Origin of the sequence: Amycolatopsis sp. (genome assembly GCF_025464955.1) — a bacterium.
Lineage (GTDB): Bacteria > Actinomycetota > Actinomycetes > Mycobacteriales > Pseudonocardiaceae > Amycolatopsis.
Genome location: NZ_JAODNM010000089.1, coordinates 26,899 through 47,181 on the forward strand (window position 1 = coordinate 26,899; position 20,283 = coordinate 47,181).

At 68.6% G+C, this 20,283-nt stretch carries 20 protein-coding genes; 7 read left to right on the forward strand and 13 right to left on the reverse strand.

Translation table 11 applies throughout. The features are described 5' to 3' along the window. Positions 1–107 precede the first annotated feature (107 nt). The gene (locus JWQ81_RS19390; protein WP_297543480.1) at positions 108–863 is read left to right on the forward strand and encodes an alpha/beta hydrolase; all 756 of its coding nucleotides are present in this window, start codon (positions 108–110) and stop codon (positions 861–863) included. Between the two features lie 27 nt (positions 864–890). On the opposite strand, the gene JWQ81_RS19395 is transcribed toward JWQ81_RS19390, so the two are convergent. After that, entirely contained in the window at positions 891–1,553 is a 663-nt protein-coding gene (locus JWQ81_RS19395; protein ID WP_297543482.1) for a DUF3710 domain-containing protein, read from the reverse strand. Next, entirely contained in the window at positions 1,553–2,044 is a 492-nt protein-coding gene (gene dut, locus JWQ81_RS19400; RefSeq protein ID WP_297543484.1) for a dUTP diphosphatase, read from the reverse strand. The genes JWQ81_RS19395 and dut overlap by 1 nt, the downstream gene beginning before the upstream one ends. Positions 2,045–2,068: 24 nt before the next feature. Between dut and JWQ81_RS19405 the strand changes: the two genes are divergently transcribed. Beyond that, the gene (locus JWQ81_RS19405; protein ID WP_297543486.1) at positions 2,069–2,554 is read left to right on the forward strand and encodes a DUF3093 domain-containing protein; all 486 of its coding nucleotides are present in this window, start codon (positions 2,069–2,071) and stop codon (positions 2,552–2,554) included. A 203-nt stretch (positions 2,555–2,757) separates the two neighbouring features. Here JWQ81_RS19405 and JWQ81_RS19410 read toward each other — a convergent pair whose 3' ends face one another. After that, positions 2,758–3,066, reverse strand: coding sequence for a DUF4193 domain-containing protein (locus JWQ81_RS19410; protein WP_005164528.1), 309 nt, complete (start codon positions 3,064–3,066; stop codon positions 2,758–2,760). Positions 3,067–3,604: 538 nt separating this feature from the next. Between JWQ81_RS19410 and cei the strand changes: the two genes are divergently transcribed. Next, the gene (gene cei / locus JWQ81_RS19415; RefSeq protein WP_297543499.1) at positions 3,605–4,285 is read left to right on the forward strand and encodes an envelope integrity protein Cei; all 681 of its coding nucleotides are present in this window, start codon (positions 3,605–3,607) and stop codon (positions 4,283–4,285) included. Between the two features lie 15 nt (positions 4,286–4,300). On the opposite strand, the gene JWQ81_RS19420 is transcribed toward cei, so the two are convergent. Further along, complete coding sequence (locus tag JWQ81_RS19420) at positions 4,301–5,122, reverse strand: inositol monophosphatase family protein (protein ID WP_297543501.1); 822 nt, start codon at positions 5,120–5,122, stop codon at positions 4,301–4,303. 63 nt (positions 5,123–5,185) lie between these two features. On the opposite strand from JWQ81_RS19420, the gene ppgK reads away from it, so the two are divergent. Continuing rightward, a complete protein-coding gene (gene ppgK, locus JWQ81_RS19425) occupies positions 5,186–5,947 on the forward strand; it encodes a polyphosphate--glucose phosphotransferase (RefSeq protein ID WP_297543503.1) in 762 nt (253 codons plus the stop codon). 254 nt (positions 5,948–6,201) lie between these two features. Beyond that, a complete protein-coding gene (locus JWQ81_RS19430) occupies positions 6,202–7,566 on the forward strand; it encodes an RNA polymerase sigma factor (protein ID WP_297543505.1) in 1,365 nt (454 codons plus the stop codon). An 86-nt stretch (positions 7,567–7,652) separates the two neighbouring features. On the opposite strand, the gene JWQ81_RS19435 is transcribed toward JWQ81_RS19430, so the two are convergent. Further along, a complete protein-coding gene (locus JWQ81_RS19435) occupies positions 7,653–8,051 on the reverse strand; it encodes a hypothetical protein (protein ID WP_297543507.1) in 399 nt (132 codons plus the stop codon). Between the two features lie 56 nt (positions 8,052–8,107). On the opposite strand from JWQ81_RS19435, the gene JWQ81_RS19440 reads away from it, so the two are divergent. Continuing rightward, positions 8,108–9,544, forward strand: coding sequence for an amino acid permease (locus tag JWQ81_RS19440; RefSeq protein WP_297543509.1), 1,437 nt, complete (start codon positions 8,108–8,110; stop codon positions 9,542–9,544). Between the two features lie 73 nt (positions 9,545–9,617). On the opposite strand, the gene JWQ81_RS19445 is transcribed toward JWQ81_RS19440, so the two are convergent. From JWQ81_RS19445 to JWQ81_RS19455, 3 genes are all read right to left on the reverse strand, one after another. Further along, positions 9,618–10,118, reverse strand: a complete 501-nt coding sequence (locus JWQ81_RS19445) for a hypothetical protein (RefSeq protein ID WP_297543511.1) — start codon at positions 10,116–10,118, stop codon at positions 9,618–9,620. After that, positions 10,119–11,471, reverse strand: coding sequence for a glutamine synthetase family protein (locus JWQ81_RS19450; RefSeq protein ID WP_297543513.1), 1,353 nt, complete (start codon positions 11,469–11,471; stop codon positions 10,119–10,121). Between the two features lie 68 nt (positions 11,472–11,539). Next, the gene (locus tag JWQ81_RS19455) at positions 11,540–12,349 is read right to left on the reverse strand and encodes an EamA family transporter (RefSeq protein ID WP_297543630.1); all 810 of its coding nucleotides are present in this window, start codon (positions 12,347–12,349) and stop codon (positions 11,540–11,542) included. Positions 12,350–12,689: 340 nt separating this feature from the next. On the opposite strand from JWQ81_RS19455, the gene JWQ81_RS19460 reads away from it, so the two are divergent. Then, positions 12,690–12,872, forward strand: a complete 183-nt coding sequence (locus JWQ81_RS19460; RefSeq protein ID WP_297543515.1) for a hypothetical protein — start codon at positions 12,690–12,692, stop codon at positions 12,870–12,872. An 85-nt stretch (positions 12,873–12,957) separates the two neighbouring features. On the opposite strand, the gene JWQ81_RS19465 is transcribed toward JWQ81_RS19460, so the two are convergent. The 5 genes from JWQ81_RS19465 to JWQ81_RS19485 form a co-directional block, all read right to left on the reverse strand. Continuing rightward, positions 12,958–14,127 carry an ROK family transcriptional regulator gene (locus JWQ81_RS19465; RefSeq protein WP_297543517.1) on the reverse strand — a complete coding sequence of 390 codons (1,170 nt, stop codon included), beginning with the start codon at positions 14,125–14,127 and terminating at the stop codon, positions 12,958–12,960. 27 nt (positions 14,128–14,154) lie between these two features. Next, on the reverse strand, positions 14,155–15,585 hold the full coding sequence (locus JWQ81_RS19470; protein ID WP_297543519.1) for an ABC transporter permease: 1,431 nt from the start codon (positions 15,583–15,585) through the stop codon (positions 14,155–14,157). A gap of 20 nt (positions 15,586–15,605) precedes the next feature. Further along, positions 15,606–16,379: an ATP-binding cassette domain-containing protein gene (locus tag JWQ81_RS19475; protein ID WP_297543521.1), complete on the reverse strand. Its 774-nt coding sequence runs from the start codon at positions 16,377–16,379 to the stop codon at positions 15,606–15,608. 116 nt (positions 16,380–16,495) lie between these two features. After that, positions 16,496–17,632 (reverse strand): substrate-binding domain-containing protein, encoded by a 1,137-nt coding sequence (locus tag JWQ81_RS19480; RefSeq protein WP_297543523.1) that lies wholly within the window; start codon positions 17,630–17,632, stop codon positions 16,496–16,498. Positions 17,633–18,284: 652 nt separating this feature from the next. Beyond that, positions 18,285–20,012, reverse strand: coding sequence for a DEAD/DEAH box helicase (locus tag JWQ81_RS19485; protein WP_297543633.1), 1,728 nt, complete (start codon positions 20,010–20,012; stop codon positions 18,285–18,287). Between the last annotated feature and the right edge of the window lie 271 nt (positions 20,013–20,283).

Here is a 20,283-nt window from a genome sequence, read left to right on the forward strand (position 1 = left end):
ATGCGGTGCTCCCGTGCTCCGGGGCCTCCCGGATTTTCGAAGGCCCGTGCTTGTCCAGCGTAGCTGGAGTTCACACCAGGGAAACGGGTTTGCGCCAAGATCGCAACGTGACCTCCGCTATCCCGGCCCGCACGGCCGTGCTCCTGCCCGGCACCGGCTCGGACGAAGTCTTCGTCCGAGCGGTGTTCGGCGACCCGCTGAGCGGGATCGGGGTCCGTCTCGTCACCCCGGGGATCCCCCGCGACGCCGAGCTCGCCGAGGGCTACCTGGCCGCGCTGGACGCCGTCGCGGCCGAAACGGACGCGCCGATCGTGGTCGGCGGGATCTCCTTCGGCGCACACCTCGCCGCGGAGTGGGCGGTCGCTCATCCGGGCCGTTGCGCGGGCCTGCTGGCCGCGCTGCCGGCCTGGAACTCGTCGCCCGGCTCAGCACCCGCATCGCTCGCGGCGACGCTCTCAGCCGATCTGGTGGCTCGTGACGGCCTCGAGGCGGCGTTGGCGGGTTCGGTGGCCGACGTGCCGCCGTGGCTCGCCGAAGAGCTGAGCAGGGCGTGGCGCCGACACGGCGACGGTCTCGCCGGCCGCCTGCGCGCCGCGGCAAGGCGTCCCGCGCCGAGTTTGGCCGCATTGAGTGGACTGCGGGTGCCCGCCGGCGTCGCCACCTGTGTCGACGACCCGATACACCCTCCGAAAGTCGCCCACGAGTGGGCTTCGGCGCTGCCGATGTCGTCGATCGGTGAGACGACCCTCACCGCGCTCGGCACCGATTTCGCCTCACTCGGCCGCGCGACGGTGCTCGCCTGGCTCCGGGCCGTGCGGCAAAACCGACTCAGTGGACCTTTCGTTGTCCGAAAGGTCCACTGAGTCGGTTCGAAACTACTGGTGTGCCTGCTACTGCTGTGCCTGCTGCTGCTCGGCGATGTGCTCCGCCACCGCGGGCGGCAGCGTGATGGTGAGCGGCGTACGCACCGGCATCGGGTCGCCACCCCGTTTGACGATGGTGTGCCGGACGATCTCGCGCAGCACGTCAGGCGCCCGCGCGGCCTGCGACTGCGGACCGGCGATGACCCCGCGCAACATCCACCGGGGTCCGTCGACGCCGATGAACCGCAGCGCGACCTCCCCGACGATGGCGGACAGCTCGAGGCCCCACTCGCCGTCCCCGGTCTGCACCTGGGCGCCGTCGGCGCGCAGCTGGGTGGCCAGCTCGTTGCCGACGTCCTTCCAGAGCCCGCCGGAACGCGGCGCCGCGTAGGCGCTGACGGTGACCTGGCCCTGCTCGGTGACCACGTGCACCGCGCGCACGCCACCGCTGTCCGGGTCCATCTCGACCTGGACCTGGGAACCGTCGGGCACCGGCACCTGGACCGAACCGAGGTCGATCCGCGGGATCTCGTCTTCTTCGACATCGGCGATGTCGTACGGACCGTCGGTCCCGGCCGGTCCCAGCCGGTCCTCGAACTCGTCGTCCTCGAGCTCGTCGACCTCAGGCGCGGCGTGCCGGCCGGAGGGCCGGTCCGGCTCGCCTCGCCGCTTGCGTCCGAAAATCGCCACTACTTCTCCGTTCCTTCCCCAGTGTCAGTGCCCAGTGTGGCGTGTCCGCCGGTGGAGCCGTAACCGCCGGCCCCGCGGTCGCTGGGCTCGACGGCCGCGACGTCGGGAACCTCGACGAACTCGGCGTGCTCGACCCGCTGCACGACGAGCTGCGCGATCCGGTCGCCGCGGACCAGTTTGATCGGCTCGGAGAGATCATGGTTGATCAGGCAGACGCGGATCTCGCCGCGGTAGCCGGAGTCGATCGTGCCGGGGGTGTTGACGACCGAAAGCCCCGCGCGGGCGGCCAGCCCGGACCGCGGATGGACGAACCCGGCGAACCCCGGCGGCAACGCGATCGCGATGCCGGTGCCGACCACGACGCGCTCCCCCGGCCCGAGGATCACGTCCGAAGTCGTGACGAGATCGGCGCCGGCGTCGCCGGGGCGGGCATAGGCGGGCGCCGGGACACCCGGGTCGATCCTCGAGAGCAGTACCTGAACGCTGGACACGGGCGGCGAGACTACCCTGGTCGCGTGGGTAACAGCGCAAGCGCGGCCGTGCAAGGCACCGTCAAGTATTCGGAACGGCTCTACCTCCCATGGTGGAGCTGGCCGCTTCCGATGCTCGGGGCGGCACTGATCGGCGCCGAGATCAACACCAGCTACACCGCCATCCCGTTCTGGGTGCCGTACGTGGTCCTGCTGCCATTGATGGCGATCTTCCTGGTGACGATGGGGCGGAGCCGGGTCCGGGTCACCGGCGGCGACGAGCCGGAGCTGTGGGTCGGCGACGCCCACCTGCCGCTGCGCTATGTCGGCGAGGTCGAGATCATCGACCGCGAACGCAAGCGCAAGGCGCTCGGTCCCGAAGGTGATCCGGCGTCGTACTCGATGCACCGCGGCTGGGTCGGCCCGGTACTGCGGATCGGCCTGACCGATCCTTCGGACCCGACGCCGTACTGGCTGTTCAGCACCCGCAAACCCCAGGTCGTAGCCGCACTCCTGCGCGACGAGGGCTGAGGACTCGTAAGTGTTCCGGCTCGCCCGGGTGCGGGTGTCCCGCAGGGCACAGTAACCAGCCCGAACACTCACGAGCTGTACCCGCCCCGCCGAGCGAAAAGGGCCGGGTGGCCGCGTCGAGACGCGGCCACCCGGCCCTTTGACTTCTCCTGACTTCTACCCCGAACCCCTGTCTTGCCTGTGTGTTCCCCGAGCGTGAAGGCTCAGGCGCAGTCTCGACAAATCAGGCGGCCGCCGCTTTCCTCGGCCAGCCTGCTGCGGTGGTGGACCAGGAAGCACACCGAGCAGGTGAACTCGTCGGCCTGCTTGGGCACCACCTTGACGGTCAGGTCCTCGCCGGAAAGTCCGGAGAGGTCCGCACCGGGAAGTTCGAAGTTTTCGGCGGTCGCGTCCTCGTCGACGTCGACGACACCGGACTGGTTTTCATTGCGCCGTGCCTTGAGCTCTTCCAACGAGTCTTCGGCCAGCTCGTCGGCTTCGCTGCGGCGCGGAGCGTCGTAGTCGGTCGCCATTGTTCCTCACCCCTGCGATCAGCTTCTGATATCACATGGCCCGGACTCACGTGCCTTCTCGTAAGTCCTTCGTGCCGCTGGTCAACGTTCCAGGGCCCCTGTTTGTGCCCGGCATCGCAGTGAGCGAGGTCTCGATTTTGTGCCTCATTCTGCCGCCGAGCTCGCAGGAGGGTAGCTCACGACGTACTGTGCCCCGCAACGTGCCGTCCTTCGATGCGCAGACGTCACCCATCAGGGGGTATGCCGGAAGCGGCACGCACGAGCCCCCGTCCGGGTTGCCTGCGAGTACCGAACGTCACCAAATGGCGCTGAACGGCTCGTCTTCCTTGCCCGCGGGCGCCGCCTCGTGGTGCGATCGGTGGAGCACCGATCACTGGGGCCCGGTCACCGTCGCCGACGTGCCGCCGAACCCGGCCGATCACAGGGGAACCCGCACCGACCTGGGAAAGTTGTAACGCCTAGGGTTGTTCAGAGCGAAGTGCAGGTAGGCAGGCGAGCCGCGGCGGGCGGGTTCGCCGTTCGGGAAGGGACGGGGAAGGTGGCCTCGGGTAACGGCTTCGGGGAGCGCGGTACGCGGCCATACCGTAAGCGTCGGCCGCTGCCCGCGTTGATCGTCATCGCCGTGCTCGGACTCGGCGCGGTGGTGGTCTGGGTGCACGCGATCGTCTCCGGCTCCAACATCAACGACGCCATCCGCTGCACACCCGCGCCAACCCCGCCCGCGGGTGTGACATTCACCCCGTTGGACCACAGCACGCTCGACGACCGGGTGCCCACTCCCCAGGACAAAATCGCGGTGAAGGTCCTCAACGCCTCGAGCACCCGCGGCCAGGGTTCCATCGCCACCGAGTCACTGCGCGCCCTCGGCTTCAGCCAGATCGCGGACCCGGCCAACGACCCGGTGTACCCGAAGCAGGACGCGAAGTGCCGCGGTCAGATCCGGTTCGGCGAGAACGGCACGTCCTCGGCCCGGACGCTGAGCCTCGTCACCCCCTGCCTGGAGCTGGTCAAGGACAACCGCAAGGACTCCACGGTCGACCTGTCCATCGGCACCTTGTTCAGCGACGTGCGGCCCAGCGCCGCGGCGACGCAGATCCTGAACCAGCTGAAGACGTGGTCGGCCGCGCACCAGGGCGGTGGCGGCGGCGAGCAGTCCGCGAGCGCCGCCCCGACGATCGACCCCGCGTTGCTCAAGGCCGCCCGCGACGTCAGCTGCTAGGACTCGTGAGCCCGCTCAGACGTCAGCGGCGCCGGACGCGATGAGCGCGTCGCGCAAGGGACCTGCGATGGACGGCGCCGCGGCGAAGGTCGCGTCCGCGCCGAGTGCCCGGTCCGCGCCGCTGATACTGACCACCGCGCCCGCCTCGGCCGCGATGAGCGCGCCGGCGGCCCAGTCCCACCGGCTGAGCCCGTGCTCGACGGAGGCGTCGACCCAGCCGGCGCCGACCGCGCAGAGGTCGAGTGCCCCCGAGCCCGGACGCCGGATGTCCCGGACATGGCCGAGCAGCTCGGCGGCGAACCGCGCCTGCCGAACCCGCCTCTCGGCGTTGTAGGCGAACCCGGTGGCCACCAGCGTCACCTCCAGGCGTTCCGGGGCGCTCACGGCCAGCCTCCGGCCGTCGAGCCACGAGCCCTCCCCGCGCGCCGCCGTCCAGCGCCGACCGCTGACGGGTTCTACGACAGCGCCCGCCACCGACTCGCCGTCCACTTGTGCCGCCACCGACACGGCGAACCACGGCAGCCCGTAGAGGAAGTTGACCGTGCCGTCGATCGGGTCGACCACCCAGGTGACCCCGCCGGCCGCGGCTTCCCCGCCGCCTTCCTCGCCGATGAACCCGTCGCCCGGCCTCAGCTCGGCGAGGCGAGCGCGAATGAGCCGCTCGGACTCGTGGTCCACCGCGGTCACGACGTCGGTCTCGCCGGACTTCGTGTCGACGCGGACTTCCCGCCCGGCCTGCATGCCCTGCCAAGCCTCTAGGACCACTTCGGCGGCCTCGGCCGCGACCCGCTCGGCAACGTCTTTCAGCTCACGCTCGTTAGCTCCCACGGAGGCCATCCGACCACATCCGGTTAAAGTCTCCGAACCAGGCTTCTGAATCGTGAGAGAAGGGACCACCCAGTGACGGCCACCCGAGGCTTCGGAATCGACATCGGCGGCAGCGGGATCAAGGGTGCTCTCGTCGACCTGGAGCGTGGACAGCTCATCGGCGAACGGCTCCGGATCGACACCCCGCAACCCTCCACCCCGGAGGCGGTCGCGGACGTGGTCGCCGAGATCGTGCACCACTTCGAGTGGGCGGGCCCGGTCGGGGTCACCCTCCCCGCCGTGGTCAAGAAGGGTGTCGCGCACACCGCGGCGAACATCGACCACGGCTGGATCGGCACCGACGCGGACGCCCTCTTCGCGAAGCGCGTCGGCAAGTCGGTGGACGAGGTCGCGATGCTCAACGACGCCGATGCCGCCGGCATGGCCGAGATCCGCTTCGGCGATCCCGTCGCCCGCACCGGCGTCACGGCGCTGCTCACCTTCGGAACCGGGATCGGCAGCGCGTTGTTCCACGACGGCGTGCTCGTCCCGAACACCGAGTTCGGCCATCTGGAGGTCGACGGCCACGATGCCGAGAAGAAGGCGGCGGCTTCGGTGAAGGACAACGAGGGCCTGTCCTATCACGATTGGGCCAAGCGCGTGAAGCGTTACCTGACCGTGCTCGAGAACCTGATCTGGCCTGATTTGTTCATCGTCGGTGGCGGGGTCAGCAGGAAGGCCGAGAAGTGGGTGCCGCTGCTCGACATCCGCACACCGATCGTGGTGGCCTCACTACAGAACAACGCCGGGATCGTCGGTGCGGCGGCCGCCGCGGCCGAAGGAATCCAGCACTGACGCGGACGGAAAACGGGTGCGGGCAGGCGCCGCTCGATGATCACTCGAGGACCGCTGTAGAGGCCTTGAAGAGGGCCTCGCGCCGAACCGAGAAGTGATCGCTTCGCGACGCACGCGCGCGACGTCGTTACAATGGAACACGGCCCACGGCTGCGGAGGACAAAACCGCAGGCCGGGGCGTGTTCCCCGAATGTGAGTCAGCCGAGGCCGTAGTGCCCCTGCTCGTCATGATCGACCGCTGCGAAAGGGCGTAAGTGGCAGCCGCAAGAACCGCAACCCGAAGCGGTACGAAGACATCGAGCGCAGCCGACACCACCGGTGAGACGGTCGACGAGGCCGCCGCGCCGAACGGCACGGCCAAGTCGACGGCACGCAAGCCCGCCGCGACCAAGGCGGGCGCCAAGAAGGCGCCCGCGAAGAAGGCCGGCCCCTCAGCCGACGGCGAACCCGACGGCCCGGACGGTGCCGACCTCGAAGCACCGGACCTCGCCGATCTCGAAGAGGTCGAGGTGGAGGTCGACGTCGTCGACGCGACGGTGACCGAGGAAGAGCCGGAGGAAGCCGTCGAGACGGCCCCTCGCGCCCGTCGGACGACCGTCGACAAGAACGCCGGCAAGACCTCCGACAACCCGGACTTCGTCTGGGACGAGGAGGAGTCCGAGGCGCTGCGCCAGGCCCGTAAGGACGCCGAGCTCACCGCGTCGGCCGACTCCGTCCGCGCCTATCTCAAGCAGATCGGCAAGGTCGCGCTGCTCAACGCCGAGGAGGAGGTGGAGCTCGCCAAGCGCATCGAGGCGGGTCTCTACGCCGCCGAGCGCGTGCGCAACGCCGAGGAGGAGGGCGAGAAGCTCGTCACCCAGATGCGGCGCGATCTCAAGTGGATCGTCCGTGACGGCGAGCGCGCCAAGAACCACCTGCTCGAGGCGAACCTCCGGCTCGTGGTTTCGCTGGCCAAGCGCTACACCGGTCGTGGCATGGCGTTCCTGGACCTGATCCAGGAGGGCAACCTCGGGCTGATCCGCGCGGTCGAGAAGTTCGACTACACCAAGGGCTACAAGTTCTCCACGTACGCCACTTGGTGGATCCGTCAGGCGATCACCCGCGCGATGGCCGACCAGGCCCGCACCATCCGGATCCCGGTGCACATGGTCGAGGTCATCAACAAGCTCGGCCGCATACAGCGCGAGCTGCTCCAGGATCTCGGTCGCGAGCCCACCCCCGAGGAACTCGCGAAGGAAATGGACATCTCCCCGGAGAAGGTCCTCGAGATCCAGCAGTACGCCCGTGAGCCGATCTCACTGGACCAGACCATCGGTGACGAAGGCGATTCGCAGCTCGGTGACTTCATCGAGGACTCCGAAGCGGTCGTGGCCGTGGACGCGGTCTCCTTCACGCTGCTGCAGGACCAGCTCCAGTCGGTGCTGCAGACGCTGTCCGAGCGTGAAGCCGGCGTCGTCCGGTTGCGCTTCGGCCTGACCGACGGCCAGCCGCGCACCCTCGACGAGATCGGCCAGGTCTACGGGGTCACCCGTGAGCGGATCCGGCAGATCGAGTCGAAGACGATGTCGAAGCTGCGTCACCCGTCGCGTTCGCAGGTGCTGCGGGACTATCTCGACTGAGCAAGACCAGCGGAAAGCGGCCCTGTCACTTCGGTGGCGGGGCCGCTTCTGGTTCACGGTCGGAATTCTGTTGCGGGGCAAGAGGTTTACGGGATGGACAGACCGGCGGACCGCAGTGATTCCTCCAGCCGGAGCCGTTCCATCTCGCGTTCGATCCCCTCGGGGAGGTCGGTGAGCCGCTGCTCGACCTCGACCGCGTCACAGGTCTCGGCCAGCACCGCGTCGTACGCCTGCCTGGTGCCCAGACGGCGTGCCATCGGCGTACCCGGTTCGAAGTCCGCCAGCGTGCGATGCAGCCGGCGGAGGTCGGCGGCGAGGGTCTGGATCGGCGGATGGTCCGGCACCGGCGGCGGCGTCCGGCGGCCGCGGAGCCAACGCACCGCGGACGGCAGCTTGAGCACGGCCCAGCACAACGCGGTCGGTGCCAGCACGATCGCGGCGAAGAAAAGCAGGTTCCCGGCGAGGGCCCCGCTCCCGGTGGCCATAGCTCATCATACGGCCGCTGTGCGGACCGGTCCACGATCTTCTAGGGTCGTCACGCATGGGAGTGTTTCGGACACTGGATCTCGACGAGGTACTGGAACGGCAGAAATCCGGGGACCTGAAACGCCATCTGCGCGGGCGGGACCTCATCGGTTTCGGCGTCGGCATCATCATCGGCACCGGGATCTTCACCCTCGCCGGAGTGGAGGCGAAGACCCACGCCGGGCCGGCGGTGACGCTCTCGTTCGTCATCGGCGCGGTCGTCGCGGCTCTCGCGGCACTGTGCTACGCCGAACTGGCCTCGAGTGTGCCGACGGCAGGCAGCGCATACACCTACGCGTTCGCCACACTCGGCGAGATCTTCGCCTGGATCATCGGCTGGGACCTGCTGCTCGAGTTCGCGCTGGGCGCGGCGGTCGTTTCGCGGGGCTGGTCCGGCTATCTGGCGAACCTCCTCGGGCTGCCGGACGACCTCTTCGGCGAGTCCGCGCCGGTCAATATCGGGGCGGTGCTGATCATCGCCGTACTCACCGTCATCGCCGTGGCGGGCATCAAGGAGTCCTCGCGGTTCACCAACATCCTGGTACTGGTGAAGGTCGCGGTATGCGTGCTGATACTGGTGGTCGGCGTGTTCTACATCAAGGCTGCCAACCTGACGCCGTTCATCCCGGCGGCCCAGGCGCCGCCCGGTGGCACCGAAACGCTCCGGCAGCCGCTGGTGCAGGCGGCGCTGGGACTCGAGCAGTCCGTGTACGGCATCGGTGGCATGGTCACCGCGGCGGCGATCGTGTTCTTCGCCTACACCGGGTTCGAGGCGCTGGCCAACCTCGGCGAGGAGACGAAGAACCCGCGTAAGGACCTCCGCGTCGGAATCCTTGGCGCACTGGCGATCTGTGCGGTGCTCTACATCGGGGTCTCCCTGGTACTGACCGGGATGATGCCGTTCCAGAACATCGACACCGGCGCGCCGCTCGCGTCGGCGTTCGACTTCGTCGGCCAGCACTGGGTCAGCGCGCTCATCTCGCTCGGCGCGGTGACCGGACTGACCTCGGTGATGATGGTCGAACTGGTGACCATCGGCCGGATCGGGTTCGCCATGGGCCGCGACGGCCTGCTGCCGAAAGCCCTTGGCACGGTCCATCCGAAGTGGGGTACCCCGCACCGGATGACGATTCTCGGCGCGGCCCTGATCGCGATCCTCGCCGCGCTCATCCCGATCAGCCAGCTCTCGGACATGGTCAGCATCGGAGCGTTGTCCGCGATGATCATCGTCGCCGTCGCGGTGCCGGTCCTGCGACGGCGGCGCCCGGATCTCAAACGTCCGTTCACCGTGCCGTTTTCGCCGGTGGTCCCGATCCTGGCCGCGCTTGCGTGCTTGTACCTGATGCTGAACCTCGACGTGCTCACCTGGATCCGGTTCGCCGTCTGGCTCGCGCTCGGCCTCGCCATCTACTTCTTCTACGGCCGCAAGCACTCCCGCCTCGCCGGCAAGTAACCCACGCCCAACTCTTGTCGAAAGTGCCCTCACATCGCTCGCAAGTCGACGGCGAGTTGCGATGGACGGCGGCTCAGTCCCAGGACTCGACGCGCAGGCCGGCGTCGGAGATCACCTGGGCGACGTCGCCGGAAAGTTCGCCCGGCACCACGAAAACGACCACGCCGGGGTCACCGTCGTCGCGGCGCAAAGCGGCGACGATCCAGTTCAGCGGTTGCAGATGCGCTTGGTCGTCCGCCAGCCGCGGTTCACTGCCCACAATGGACACCAGGGTCCCGCCGGCTCCGGTAAGCGTGCCGCCGAGCTTCACCGTCTTGACGCCCCGGTGCTGCGAAGACCACAGCGGCGGCACCCCGGTTTCGAGGAAGTCGGACAAGGCGCGCTCGGGGGTGTCCACGGCGGCGAGTTCGGCGGCGTCGAGTTCGGCGAACACCTTCACCTCGGCCAGCCCGTGCGTCCCTTCGAGCAGCGCGGTCAAGTTGTCGATGTCCCAGGCTCCCCTGGCGGCCAGGACGGTGTCCGCGGGAACGAGCCCGGGCGCCGGGAACTGGCGCACGTAGTCGAGCAGCGCCACTCAGTACCGCCACAGATGTGCGGCGACGATCTCCTCGACGCTCTTGTCGGCCGCCCACGCCTCGTCCGACGCACGCACGGCTTGGAACGCGCCGGCCAGCTCCTCGCCGAGGACGCCGACGAGCAGCGGCGACGCAAGCAGCGCGGCACGCTGTTCGGCGGAGGACGCCGGCAACCTGGTCACGCCTCGCGCCACGCGCTCGTCCTCGGTCCAGGTCCCCGGGTCCTCGCCGATCGGCTCGCCGAGCGTGAGCCCGTCGGCGATACCGGAGAGCCCGGCAGCGATAACCGCCGCCAGTGCGAGGTACGGGTTGGCAGAAGCGTCCGAGGGCTTCAGCTCGACGTTCGCGTGACCTTCGCCCAGCAGCGGCGAACCCGGGACATACCGCAGCGGTGCTTCCCGGTTTTCCACGCCCCAGAAGGCATACGCACTGGAGAAGTAGCCGGGGCGCAATCTCAGCGTCGACGGCACGCTCGGCGCCGTCACGGCGGTCAGCGCGGGAAGCTCACGAAGCAGGCCGGCGACGTACGAAGCGCCTTCGGCGGTCGGTGTTCCGTCGCCCGCGAGCAGGTTGCGTCCTTCCCGCCGGACCGACGTGTGCAGGTGCCAGCCATTGCCGACGACCTCGGCGCTGATCAACGGCGCGAAACTGACCCTCAGGCCGTGCGCGTGCGCCGCCGCGTGGATCGTCTGCCGGGCCAGCAACTGGTCGTCCGCGGCGGAGACCGGGTCCGTCGCGGCGAGCGCCAGTTCGAGCTGGGCAGGCCCGTATTCGGCGTGCAGCTGCCCGATGTCCAGCCCGTTCGCCGCGAGGTCGTGCAGCAGCTCGGTGATGAACCCGTCGAGCGGGACGAGCGCGTGGGGGCTGTACGCCGGGCCGGTGTGCCCAGGCGACGACAGGATGTCCGGACTCCCGATCGGCGCGACCGCGAACTCGAGCTCGTAACCGGCGAGGATTTCGAGGCCCTGCTCCGCGGCCTTCGCGACCTGGCGCTCGAGAACGGTCCGCTGGCAGTACGGCGACGGTGAGCCGTCTGCGGCAACCTGCCGCCCGGGGGCCCAGGCCAACGCAGGCTGCCCGGCGAGCCGCCGGACGCGCTCGACCACCGGAAGCAGCCGTACGTCCCCTGAGGGCGTCGACAACGAGGCATGGCCGTAGGTGATGACGTCGTGCGTGTCGAAGACGGCGAACAGCGACGTGACCCCGACCCCGCGCACCGCCGCGCCGGCGAAACCGGTGATGGGCACGATCCGGGAGCGAGGGATGCCGTTGTTGTCGGCCCACGCGAGGTGGACCCCGGTCACGCCCTCCGCGGCGAGGTCCTTCGCCGCGGCCGATGCCGCCTTGCTCATCGCGAAACCCGTCCCCTCCGGCCGTCGGGAATGACGCGCACAGTATGTCGCGCAGGCGGTGACCCGGCTCACGGAGGCTCGATCGGCAGCCCGGTCGGCTTGGTCCGTTCGTCGCGGGAGCGCAGTACCAAGCCCGCGACGACCGCGAGCGTGCCGAGAGCCTCCGGCAAGCTGGGAACCTGAGCGAGGAGCACGAAGCCCGTCACCCCCGCGGTAACCGGCAGGAGCGCCAACAGCACCGCGAACGTCGATTGGCCGAGGCGCCGTAGGACGACCTGATCGAGCGCATACGGCACCACAGTGGACAAAACGCCCACGCCGACACCGAGTCCCAGCAAACGTGGTGAAGCCCACACCGCCGCAGCGCCGAACGCGAGCGGGGACAGCGCCACGGTCGCCACCGCGAAGCCGACCGCCAGGCTGTCGATCCCGTTCCCGCCGAGCGCGACCTGTTTGCCGAGCACGATGTACCCGGCCCAGAGTGCGGCCGCGAGCAGGGCGAACAGCACGCCAAGCCCACTACCGGACAGCCGGACGTCGGCGATGGCCACGACCCCTGCGGCCACGAGTGCCACGGCGAAGACGTCCCGCTTCGACCTCGAACCGATCGCGGCCACGGCCACCGGTCCGGCGAACTCCAGCGCCACCGTTGTCCCCAGCGGCAACCGCGCGATCGCCTCGTAGAAAACCACGTTCATTCCCGCGGTGACCAGGCCGAAAGTGGCCGCGAGCCAGAACTCTCGACCGCGCCAGCTCGCCCGCCCCGGGCGCCGCCAGGCCACCAACACGATGGCTGCGCCCAGGCACCGCAGCCAGGCCACGGCCGCGGGCGACGCGACGGGGAACAAAGTGATCGCGACAGCGGCTCCGCCGTACATCGAAATTCCGCTGAGAACGAACAAGATCGGCGCCGGCACGGTTCCGACCCGGCGTCCAGCCGCTACAACACCCATGCCCGCATAGTGCCTGACCAGTCGAAACGATGTCATTCGGGTTAACTCGTCCTACTCACCGGGATGGATTTACGGCATCCGGGCTAATTCCGCGTGACACACCTCCCAAGGGGGCGGGAACACTTGCGGCTCGGGAAACGTCTGTAAGAGTAGAAGCAGCGAACACCGAGGAGCCGGCGGCGACCCCGTCACCGGAGTCATTGCCGAAGTGGTCGTGGCTGGATCGATGGCATCGGGTAACCGGTGCCGGGACGGAGGGACTCCAATGACCACACCGACGCTCACCCGCCCCGAACTGACCGCTGTCGACCGTTGCGATCGCTGCGGCGCGGCAGCCCAGGTACGGGCCATTCTCAGCACCGGTGGCGAGTTGCTCTTCTGCGGACACCACGCCCGCGAGCACGAAACCAAGCTCAAGGAAATGGCAGCCGATATCCAGCGCGGCTGAGCCCTACTAAGTACGCAACACGGGCGGGGACCCTCGGGTCCCCGCCCGTCGTATTTTCTCGGGTCCTACCTGATCAGCGGCGCACTCACACGGTGTCGAGGACCTGTTCGAAGGCGACCTCGGCGGCGCCGAGCAGCTTGACGTCGGCGCCGAGCGCCGAGCTCACCATCCGGATACCGCCCACCGCGCGGCTGACCAGGCTGCGCTTGCGCACCTCGTCGGCGATGCGGGTCAGCACCGATTCGGGCAGCACGGTCAGCAGATCACCGAGGACCACGAGTTGCGGTCCGAGCAGGTTCACCACGTTGACCAGGCCCAGCGTCATCCACTCGGCGAACTCCGAGAGCCGCTCCCAGGCGGCTTCGGCGTCGTTGCCGAGACTGCGCAGTTCGACCAGGATCGCGCCGCGCGGAGTGCCCTCTGCCAAGCCCAGTGCGCGGCACATCGCGGCCTCCCCCACTTCGGTCTCCCAGCAGCCGACGTTGCCGCAGTAACAAGGACGGCCGCCGGGACGGATCACCATGTGCCCGATCTCGCCGACATAACCGGCCGCGCCCCGCAATGACGAGCCATCGGCGATGACACCGCCGCCGACGCCGACATCCGCCGAGATGTAGACGGCGTCCGAAGCTCCGCGAGCGATGCCCCTGATGTGCTCGGCGACCGCGCCCATCTCGGCGTCGTTACCGACGAGGACCGGGATGCGCATCACGTTGCGCAGTCGTTCACCCAGCGCGATGTCGGTCCACCGCAGGTTCGGCGCTTCGTGGACGTAGCCGTCCGACCGCCGGACGACAGCGGGCACCGAGACCCCGGCGGCGGCCGGGGTGAGGTGGAGGTCGCCGGCCAGGATCGCCGCCGACTCGATGATGTGCGTGATGACTTCTTCCGGCTCGCGCATCCGGCCGCGCAGGTTCCAGCTGTTGCGACCGAGGATCTGCCCGCCGAGGCCGACCAGCGCGATGGCGACGTGCTCCACGCTCAGGTCGACCGCGAGGACCACCGCGGCCTGGGGCTGGGGCAGGACCAGGAGCGAGGGGCGTCCTGCCCCCCGCCCCGGCCTGGGCACCTTCTCCTCGACGACGCCGGCTTCGGCGAGCCCGTCGACGAGCGTCTTGATGGTGCTGCGGTTCAGCCCCAACTCGGTGGCGAGCACGGCCCGCGTGCGCGGACCGCTCACGTGGAGCAGCCGGAGCAGTGTCGTCCGGTTGTGCCGGCGCACTTCGTCCGGCCGCGCCACCGGTGAGCTGGTCACGGTCCGGATCACTCCATCCGGACCCACTTAGCGCGGGGCCGCGGCCGCCCGACGGCGGGACAGCGCGTCCACACTCGCCGCCAAGAGCAGGACCAGCCCGGTGATGATGTTCACGACCGCCGCATTCTGGTGCAGCAGGCCGAGCCCGTTGCTCACCACGGCGAGGACGAGGCCACCGACTACCGCGTCGAAGACCCGACCCTTACCGCCGAAGAGCGACGTACCACCGATGACCGCCGCGCCGACCGCGAACAGGAGGGTGTTGAGCCCACCGGCCTGCGGGTCGACCGAACCGACCTTCGAGGAGTACACGATCGCGCCGATCGCGGCGGCACTGGAGCAGATCACGAACACGCTGGACCGGATCTTCGGCACGTTGATCCCGGCGCGGCGGGCGGCTTCCTGGTTACCACCGACGGCGTAGATGTGCCGGCCGTAGCGGGTGCGGTTCAGCGTGTACGTACCGATGACCAGCAGCACGAGCACGATCGGTACGACGAACGGCACACCGGCGATGACGACGAGGTTGTTCTGCGAACGGTTCGTCGTGAGCAGGTACGTCGCGACCGCGGCGACCACCGCGACGACGCCGACCTTGGTCACTACCAACGGGGTCGGCTGGGTGACCAGGCCGCGCTTGAGCCGGGAGAAGTGCTGCCCCAGCTGCGCGGCGGCGAAACCGCCCGCACCGAGGATGAACAGGACCCAGCTGCCGGCCGTCGACAGGTTGCCGTTGGCGACCTCGTTGAGCACCGGCGAGTTGAAGATCGCGAGCGTGCCGCCCTGACCGATGAACTGCAGGATCACGCCCTGCCAGACCAGGAACAGGGCCAGCGTCACCACGAACGAGGGCATCCCGATCTTCGAGACCAGGAACCCGGTCCAGCAGCCGATCGCGGTGCCGACGCAGATCGCGAGCAGCATCCCGATCCACGGGCCGCCGAATCCCGTGAGGATCAGCACGACGCCGAGCAGCGAGATGACGGCACCGGCCCAGATGCGCTGCAGGATCGCGAGCCCCGCGCCGGCTACCAGGACCACCAAGAAGGCGATGAAGACGCCACTGCCCAATGAACCGAGCAGGTTGGCGTTCTTGACGTAGTGCAGCGCCATCACCGCGGCGCACACACCCGAGGCGGTACCGGCGGAAAGATCGATCTCGCCGAGCAGCAACACGAACACGATGCCCATCGCGATGATGGTCTGGCCCGCGCCCTGTTCGAAGAGGTTGGCGATGTTGTTCAGGGTGAAGAACTGGTTCGACAGCAGCGAAAACAGGATCACGAGCACGAGCAGGCCGAACAGGGCGGGCAGCGAACCCAGCTGGCCGGCCCTCAACCTGGAGAAGTAGTCCTTCACGGCCTCACCGGTGGACATCGAGGTGGTGTCGATGCCGAAGTCCGTGATCGCCGCGGAAGCCGTTTCCGGTGAAACGGATTTGGCAGGTGTCTCAGTCATTTCCGGTTCTTTCTCGTTGCTCACAGTACGACGGCTTCGGGGCGAGCCAGACCGAGCTCACCCGACCGGCCCGCGGTGATCAGTTCGACGACCTGGTTGTGCGTGACGTCCTTGGTGTGTACCTCCGCCACGAGCCTGCCCAGGTAGAGCACGTCGATCCGGTCGGCGACCTCGAAGACGTCGGCCATGTTGTGGCTGATGAGCACAACCCCGAGGCCCTGCTCGGCCAGCCGCCGCACCAGGTCCAGCACCTGCCGGGTCTGCGCCACGCCGAGCGCGGCGGTCGGCTCGTCGAGGAGCACGACTTTGCTGTCCCACAGCACCGACTTGGCGATCGCCACGGTCTGCCGCTGTCCACCGGACAGCGCCGAAACCGGGGTCCGCACGGACTTCACGGTGCGCACGGACAGCGACGCGAGGGTTTCCCGCGCGGCTTTCTCCATGCTGGACTCGTCGAGCAGCCAACCGCTGCCGCGCTCGCGGCCGAGGAACATGTTCTGCACGATGTCGAGGTTGTCGCACAATGCCAGGTCCTGGTAGACGACCTCGATGCCGAGGTCGGCCGCTTCCTTGGGCCCGTGGATGTGGACGTCCTTGCCCTCGAAGCGCACTGTGCCCGAATCGGACGGGTGGATGCCGGCGATGCACTTCACCATCGTCGACTTGCCGGCACCGTTGTCACCGACCAGCGCCGTCACCTCACCGGCTCGAACGGAGAAGTCCACGTCATGGAGGACGTGGACCGGTCCGAAGCTCTTGTTCAGGCCTTTGATGTCAAGAATGGGTTCGCTCATGAATCGAAATCTCCTGCGTTGGATGCACTGTCGCCGTAGACCGTGGTAACCGGGCTGGGATGCGTCGTCGGGGAACACATCCCAGCCCGGTGGTCAGGGGTGGAGCGGACTAGCGGTCAGGAGATGCCGAGCTGCGAGCAGGTCGCCGCCAGTGTTCCGCCGCAGATGTCGGAAGCCTTGACGTAGCCCTGGGTCACGACGGTCTTGACCTGGTCCTTGGTGATCAGCTGCGGCTCGAGGAGCACCGACTTGATGTCGCGGTTGCCCACCGGGTCGTGCAGGGTGCCGGTCGCGATGGCGTCCGCGGCGGCCTTGTCGCCCTTGGCGAGCGCGGCCGCGAGCTTCGCGGTCGACTCCGCCTCCTGCTTGATCGGCTTGAAGATGGTCAGGTACTGGTCACCGCGCATGATGGCCATGAGGCCGTCCGCGGTGGCGTCCTGGCCGGTGACCGGGACCTTGCCGTTGAGGTGGTCCTTGATCAGCACGGTGATGATCGCGCCCGCGAGACCGTCGTTGGCCGCGACCACGCCGTCGACCTTGCCGCCGTTGCCGGTCAGCAACTGCTCGAAGGTCTGGCCGCCCTTCTGGTTGTCCCAGTTGTCGATGGCCTGGTTCGCGACGAGCTTCAGCGCGCCCGAGGCGTACAGCGGCTTGAGGATCTGGGCGTGACCCGCGGCGAACAACGTGGCGTTGTTGTCCGTCGGCGCACCCTCGATCTGGATGATCTGGGCACCGGGCTTGGCCTTGAGGTCGTCAGCCAGGCCCTGGGCCTGCAGCGCGCCGACCTTCTGGTTGTCGAACGAGACGTAGTAGTCGGCACTGCCGCCGAGGCTCGGCCGGTCGTAGTCGATGGTGGGGATGCCGGCCTGCTTGGCCTTGGCCTCCACCGCCGCACCGACGGACGGGTCGGACGACGCGAGCACGAGGACCTTGACGCCCTCGCTGATCATGCCGTCGGCCAGGGTCGAGAACTTCTGGTTGTCACCCTGGGCGTTCTGGATGTCCACCGAGAAGCCCTGCGCCTGCAGTGCCGCGGTGAGCATGGGCTTGTCGAAGCCCTCCCAGCGGGCGGAGGTCGCGGTCTCCGGGAGGATGACGCCGACCTTGCCGTTGGCGCCACCGCCGGCCGCCGCCGGCGTGTTCGACGACGAGGATCCCGATCCCCCGCTAGATGAACTGTTGGCCCCACAGCCGGTCAGCACAAGGCTGACCGTCGCCGTGATGGCGAGGAGGGTAAGGGTCTTGGTGCGCATCCTCGGTCCTTCCGGGTCCTGCCGGCGGAGCGGCGATCCGGGAGGACCGCGCACCGTCGCGCATATGTTGTGGCCGACAACATATGCCGTGGAGGTCCCGATACGGAAGGTGGCTGGATCAATTAAGCCACACAGAATGGACACGGTTTGGCAACGTGCCGTTTTCATCCCGCACAAGAGGCCAAGACGGTGACGCTGCCGACAGTGGGAAGTCACACAGAGCGACGAACCCAGCCGGTTTCGGCAAAGGGAAGTGTCGCACGCCCTTCTTCCGCGCGCTCCGGACGTATTCGAACCTTGACCGGATCGGACACCCGGACGGAAGTGCCGCACAAAAGCGATCGCTTATTGCGCGCAGCTGCGGCTTGACCTCGCGATCAGTCGCCTCCGACGGAACGCGCGGCCGCAACGCCGTCGTTAATCCTTGCCACGTCAGCATTGCCCGGGGTCAGCCCGGTTCGGGAAAGGTCTTCACCGCACCGGGTTCGCCCCCCGGATATGCCACCGGCAAACGATTACCTGCCACGCTGCGTTTCAGAACCGCGAGCCGAATGGGGACCTCAGTCCACCGGGCGCCGGATCGAGTGAAGAATTGTCAGACGTTGTCAAGAATTGTCATGGACCGGTCACCGGTGTCCCTCGAATGGCGGGCCTACCACGAACGGAGGGTGACGATCCGTTCTTCTAATTGCTCTACCGTGGCCATGGCGGTAGGGGGTCCACCGCACACTCGGCGGAGCTCGTTGTGGATCGCTCCGTGACCCTTTTTGGTGCGATGGTGGTACATCCCCACCAGCGCGTTGAGCTCCTTGCGGAGCGCGGCGAGCCGCTGGCTGACCGTCTGCGGCCGGGCCACCGGAGCCGGCGCCTCGGCCTTCGGCTTGCGCCGGCTCGAGTCCGCGACCTGCTCCTCCTGCCGCTTGCGCAGCAGCGCCCGGACCTGCTCCGGCTCGAGCAACCCGGGCAGTCCGAGGTACTCCTGCTCCTCGTCACTGCCGGAGAACACTGCGGTGCCGAACGAGTTGCCGTCGTAGATCACCTGGTCAAGCTCGGCGGACGCCCCCAGCGAGGTGAACGCCTTCTCTTCCTCCCCTGGCTCGTCCTCGGTCCGGTTGGCCGCGGCGAGCAGCTCGTCGTCCCAGCCGTCCTTCTCGCGATGCGGCTTCCCGATGACGTGGTCCCGCTGCGCTTCCAGCTCGCTCGCCAGCTCGAGCAGCACGGGGACACTCGGGACGAACACGCTGGCCGTCTCGCCCTTGCGCCGCGACCGCACGAACCGGCCGATCGCCTGGGCGAAGAACAGCGGGGTCGACGCGCTCGTGGCGTAGACGCCGACAGCGAGCCGGGGCACGTCGACGCCCTCGGACACCATCCGGACGGCCACCATCCAGCGGTCCGAGGACTCGCCGAACTCGGCGATCCGCGCAGACGCGCCAGGGTCGTCGGAGAGCACGACCGTCGGCTCTTCGCCGGTCAGCGACAGCCTGTGCAGGATCTTCGCGTACGCCCGCGCGGACTCCTGGTCCGACGCGATGACCAGACCGCCGGCGTCGGGGATGCCGGCGGAGCGCATCTGGCTCAGCCGCGTATCGGCCGCGTGCAGCACCGCGGGGATCCACTCGCCCGCCGGGTCGAGCGCCGTCCGCCAGGCCCGCGCGTTCTGCTCCGCCGTCAGCGGCTCGCCCAGGCGGGCGGTGAACTCCTCACCCGCGCTGGTCCGCCAAGACGCTTCGCCGGAGTAGGCGAGGAAGACGACCGGCCTGACCACGCCGTCGGCAAGCGCGTCGGCGTAACCGTAGGAGTGGTCGGCCCGGCTGCGCAGCAGGCCTTCGGTGTCCGGTTCGTAGCTGATGAACGGGATCTGCGAATCGTCGCTGCGAAACGGGGTCCCGGTCAGCGCCACGCGCCGGACCGCGGGCGTGAACGCCTCACGGACGGCGTCACCCCACGACTTCGCGTCGCCGCCATGGTGGATCTCGTCGAGGATGACCAGCGTCTTGCGGTTCTCCGTCCGCACTCGGTGCAGCGTGGGATGAGCCGCGACCTGCGCGTAGGTGACCGCCACGCCCTGGAAGTCCGACGAGGTCGCGCCGGCGGTGTTGCGGAAGTTCGAGTCGATGGCTATCCCGGCGAACGACGCGGCCTCGGCCCACTGGTGCTTGAGGTGCTCCGTCGGCGTCACGATCGTGACCGCGGCGATGGTGCGGTCCGACAGCAGCTCCGCGGCGATGCGCAGCCCGAACACGGTCTTGCCGGCTCCGGGCGTGGCGACCGCGAGGAAGTCCTTCGGCCCGGTCGTGAGGTACTTGGTCAGCGCTCGCCGCTGCCAGGCACGCAACGGCCGGGCAGTCGAATCCTTCTCCGCGGGTGGCGCGCCCAGCGCCGAGCCCGTCGGAGCGTGTTGGGCCGTTTCCGACAAGGAAGGTCCAACTCCTCTCGCGGGCTAGAAAACCCCTGCTCCACCTGCATTGACACACGGGACTGTGACAGAGAAGAGCCCCCACTGCGACGCCGCCGGTGCCCACCGTGGCCCAGAGTGTGCTCACGGTCTATCCACAGCTGCGCGGGTGAGGGCGCTGAGGCAATCGTACCTTCCGGCACCGACAGCGGCGGGTACCGGCGGGGGTGATTCGTCCCGCGCCGCGGCTCGC

Excerpts from the sequence above, each read along its gene's own strand:
- JWQ81_RS19470 (WP_297543519.1), bottom strand. The coding sequence starts at position 15,585 with ATGACTGAGACACCTGCCAAATCCGTTTCACCGGAAACGGCTTCCGCG.
- JWQ81_RS19460 (WP_297543515.1), top strand. The coding sequence starts at position 12,690 with ATGACCACACCGACGCTCACCCGCCCCGAACTGACCGCTGTCGACCGT.
- JWQ81_RS19440 (WP_297543509.1), top strand. The coding sequence starts at position 8,108 with ATGGGAGTGTTTCGGACACTGGATCTCGACGAGGTACTGGAACGGCAG.
- JWQ81_RS19475 (WP_297543521.1), bottom strand. The coding sequence starts at position 16,379 with ATGAGCGAACCCATTCTTGACATCAAAGGCCTGAACAAGAGCTTCGGA.
- JWQ81_RS19410 (WP_005164528.1), bottom strand. The coding sequence starts at position 3,066 with ATGGCGACCGACTACGACGCTCCGCGCCGCAGCGAAGCCGACGAGCTG.
- JWQ81_RS19450 (WP_297543513.1), bottom strand. The coding sequence starts at position 11,471 with ATGAGCAAGGCGGCATCGGCCGCGGCGAAGGACCTCGCCGCGGAGGGC.
- JWQ81_RS19455 (WP_297543630.1), bottom strand. The coding sequence starts at position 12,349 with ATGTACGGCGGAGCCGCTGTCGCGATCACTTTGTTCCCCGTCGCGTCG.
- JWQ81_RS19420 (WP_297543501.1), bottom strand. The coding sequence starts at position 5,122 with ATGGCCTCCGTGGGAGCTAACGAGCGTGAGCTGAAAGACGTTGCCGAG.
- JWQ81_RS19480 (WP_297543523.1), bottom strand. The coding sequence starts at position 17,632 with ATGCGCACCAAGACCCTTACCCTCCTCGCCATCACGGCGACGGTCAGC.
- JWQ81_RS19435 (WP_297543507.1), bottom strand. The coding sequence starts at position 8,051 with ATGGCCACCGGGAGCGGGGCCCTCGCCGGGAACCTGCTTTTCTTCGCC.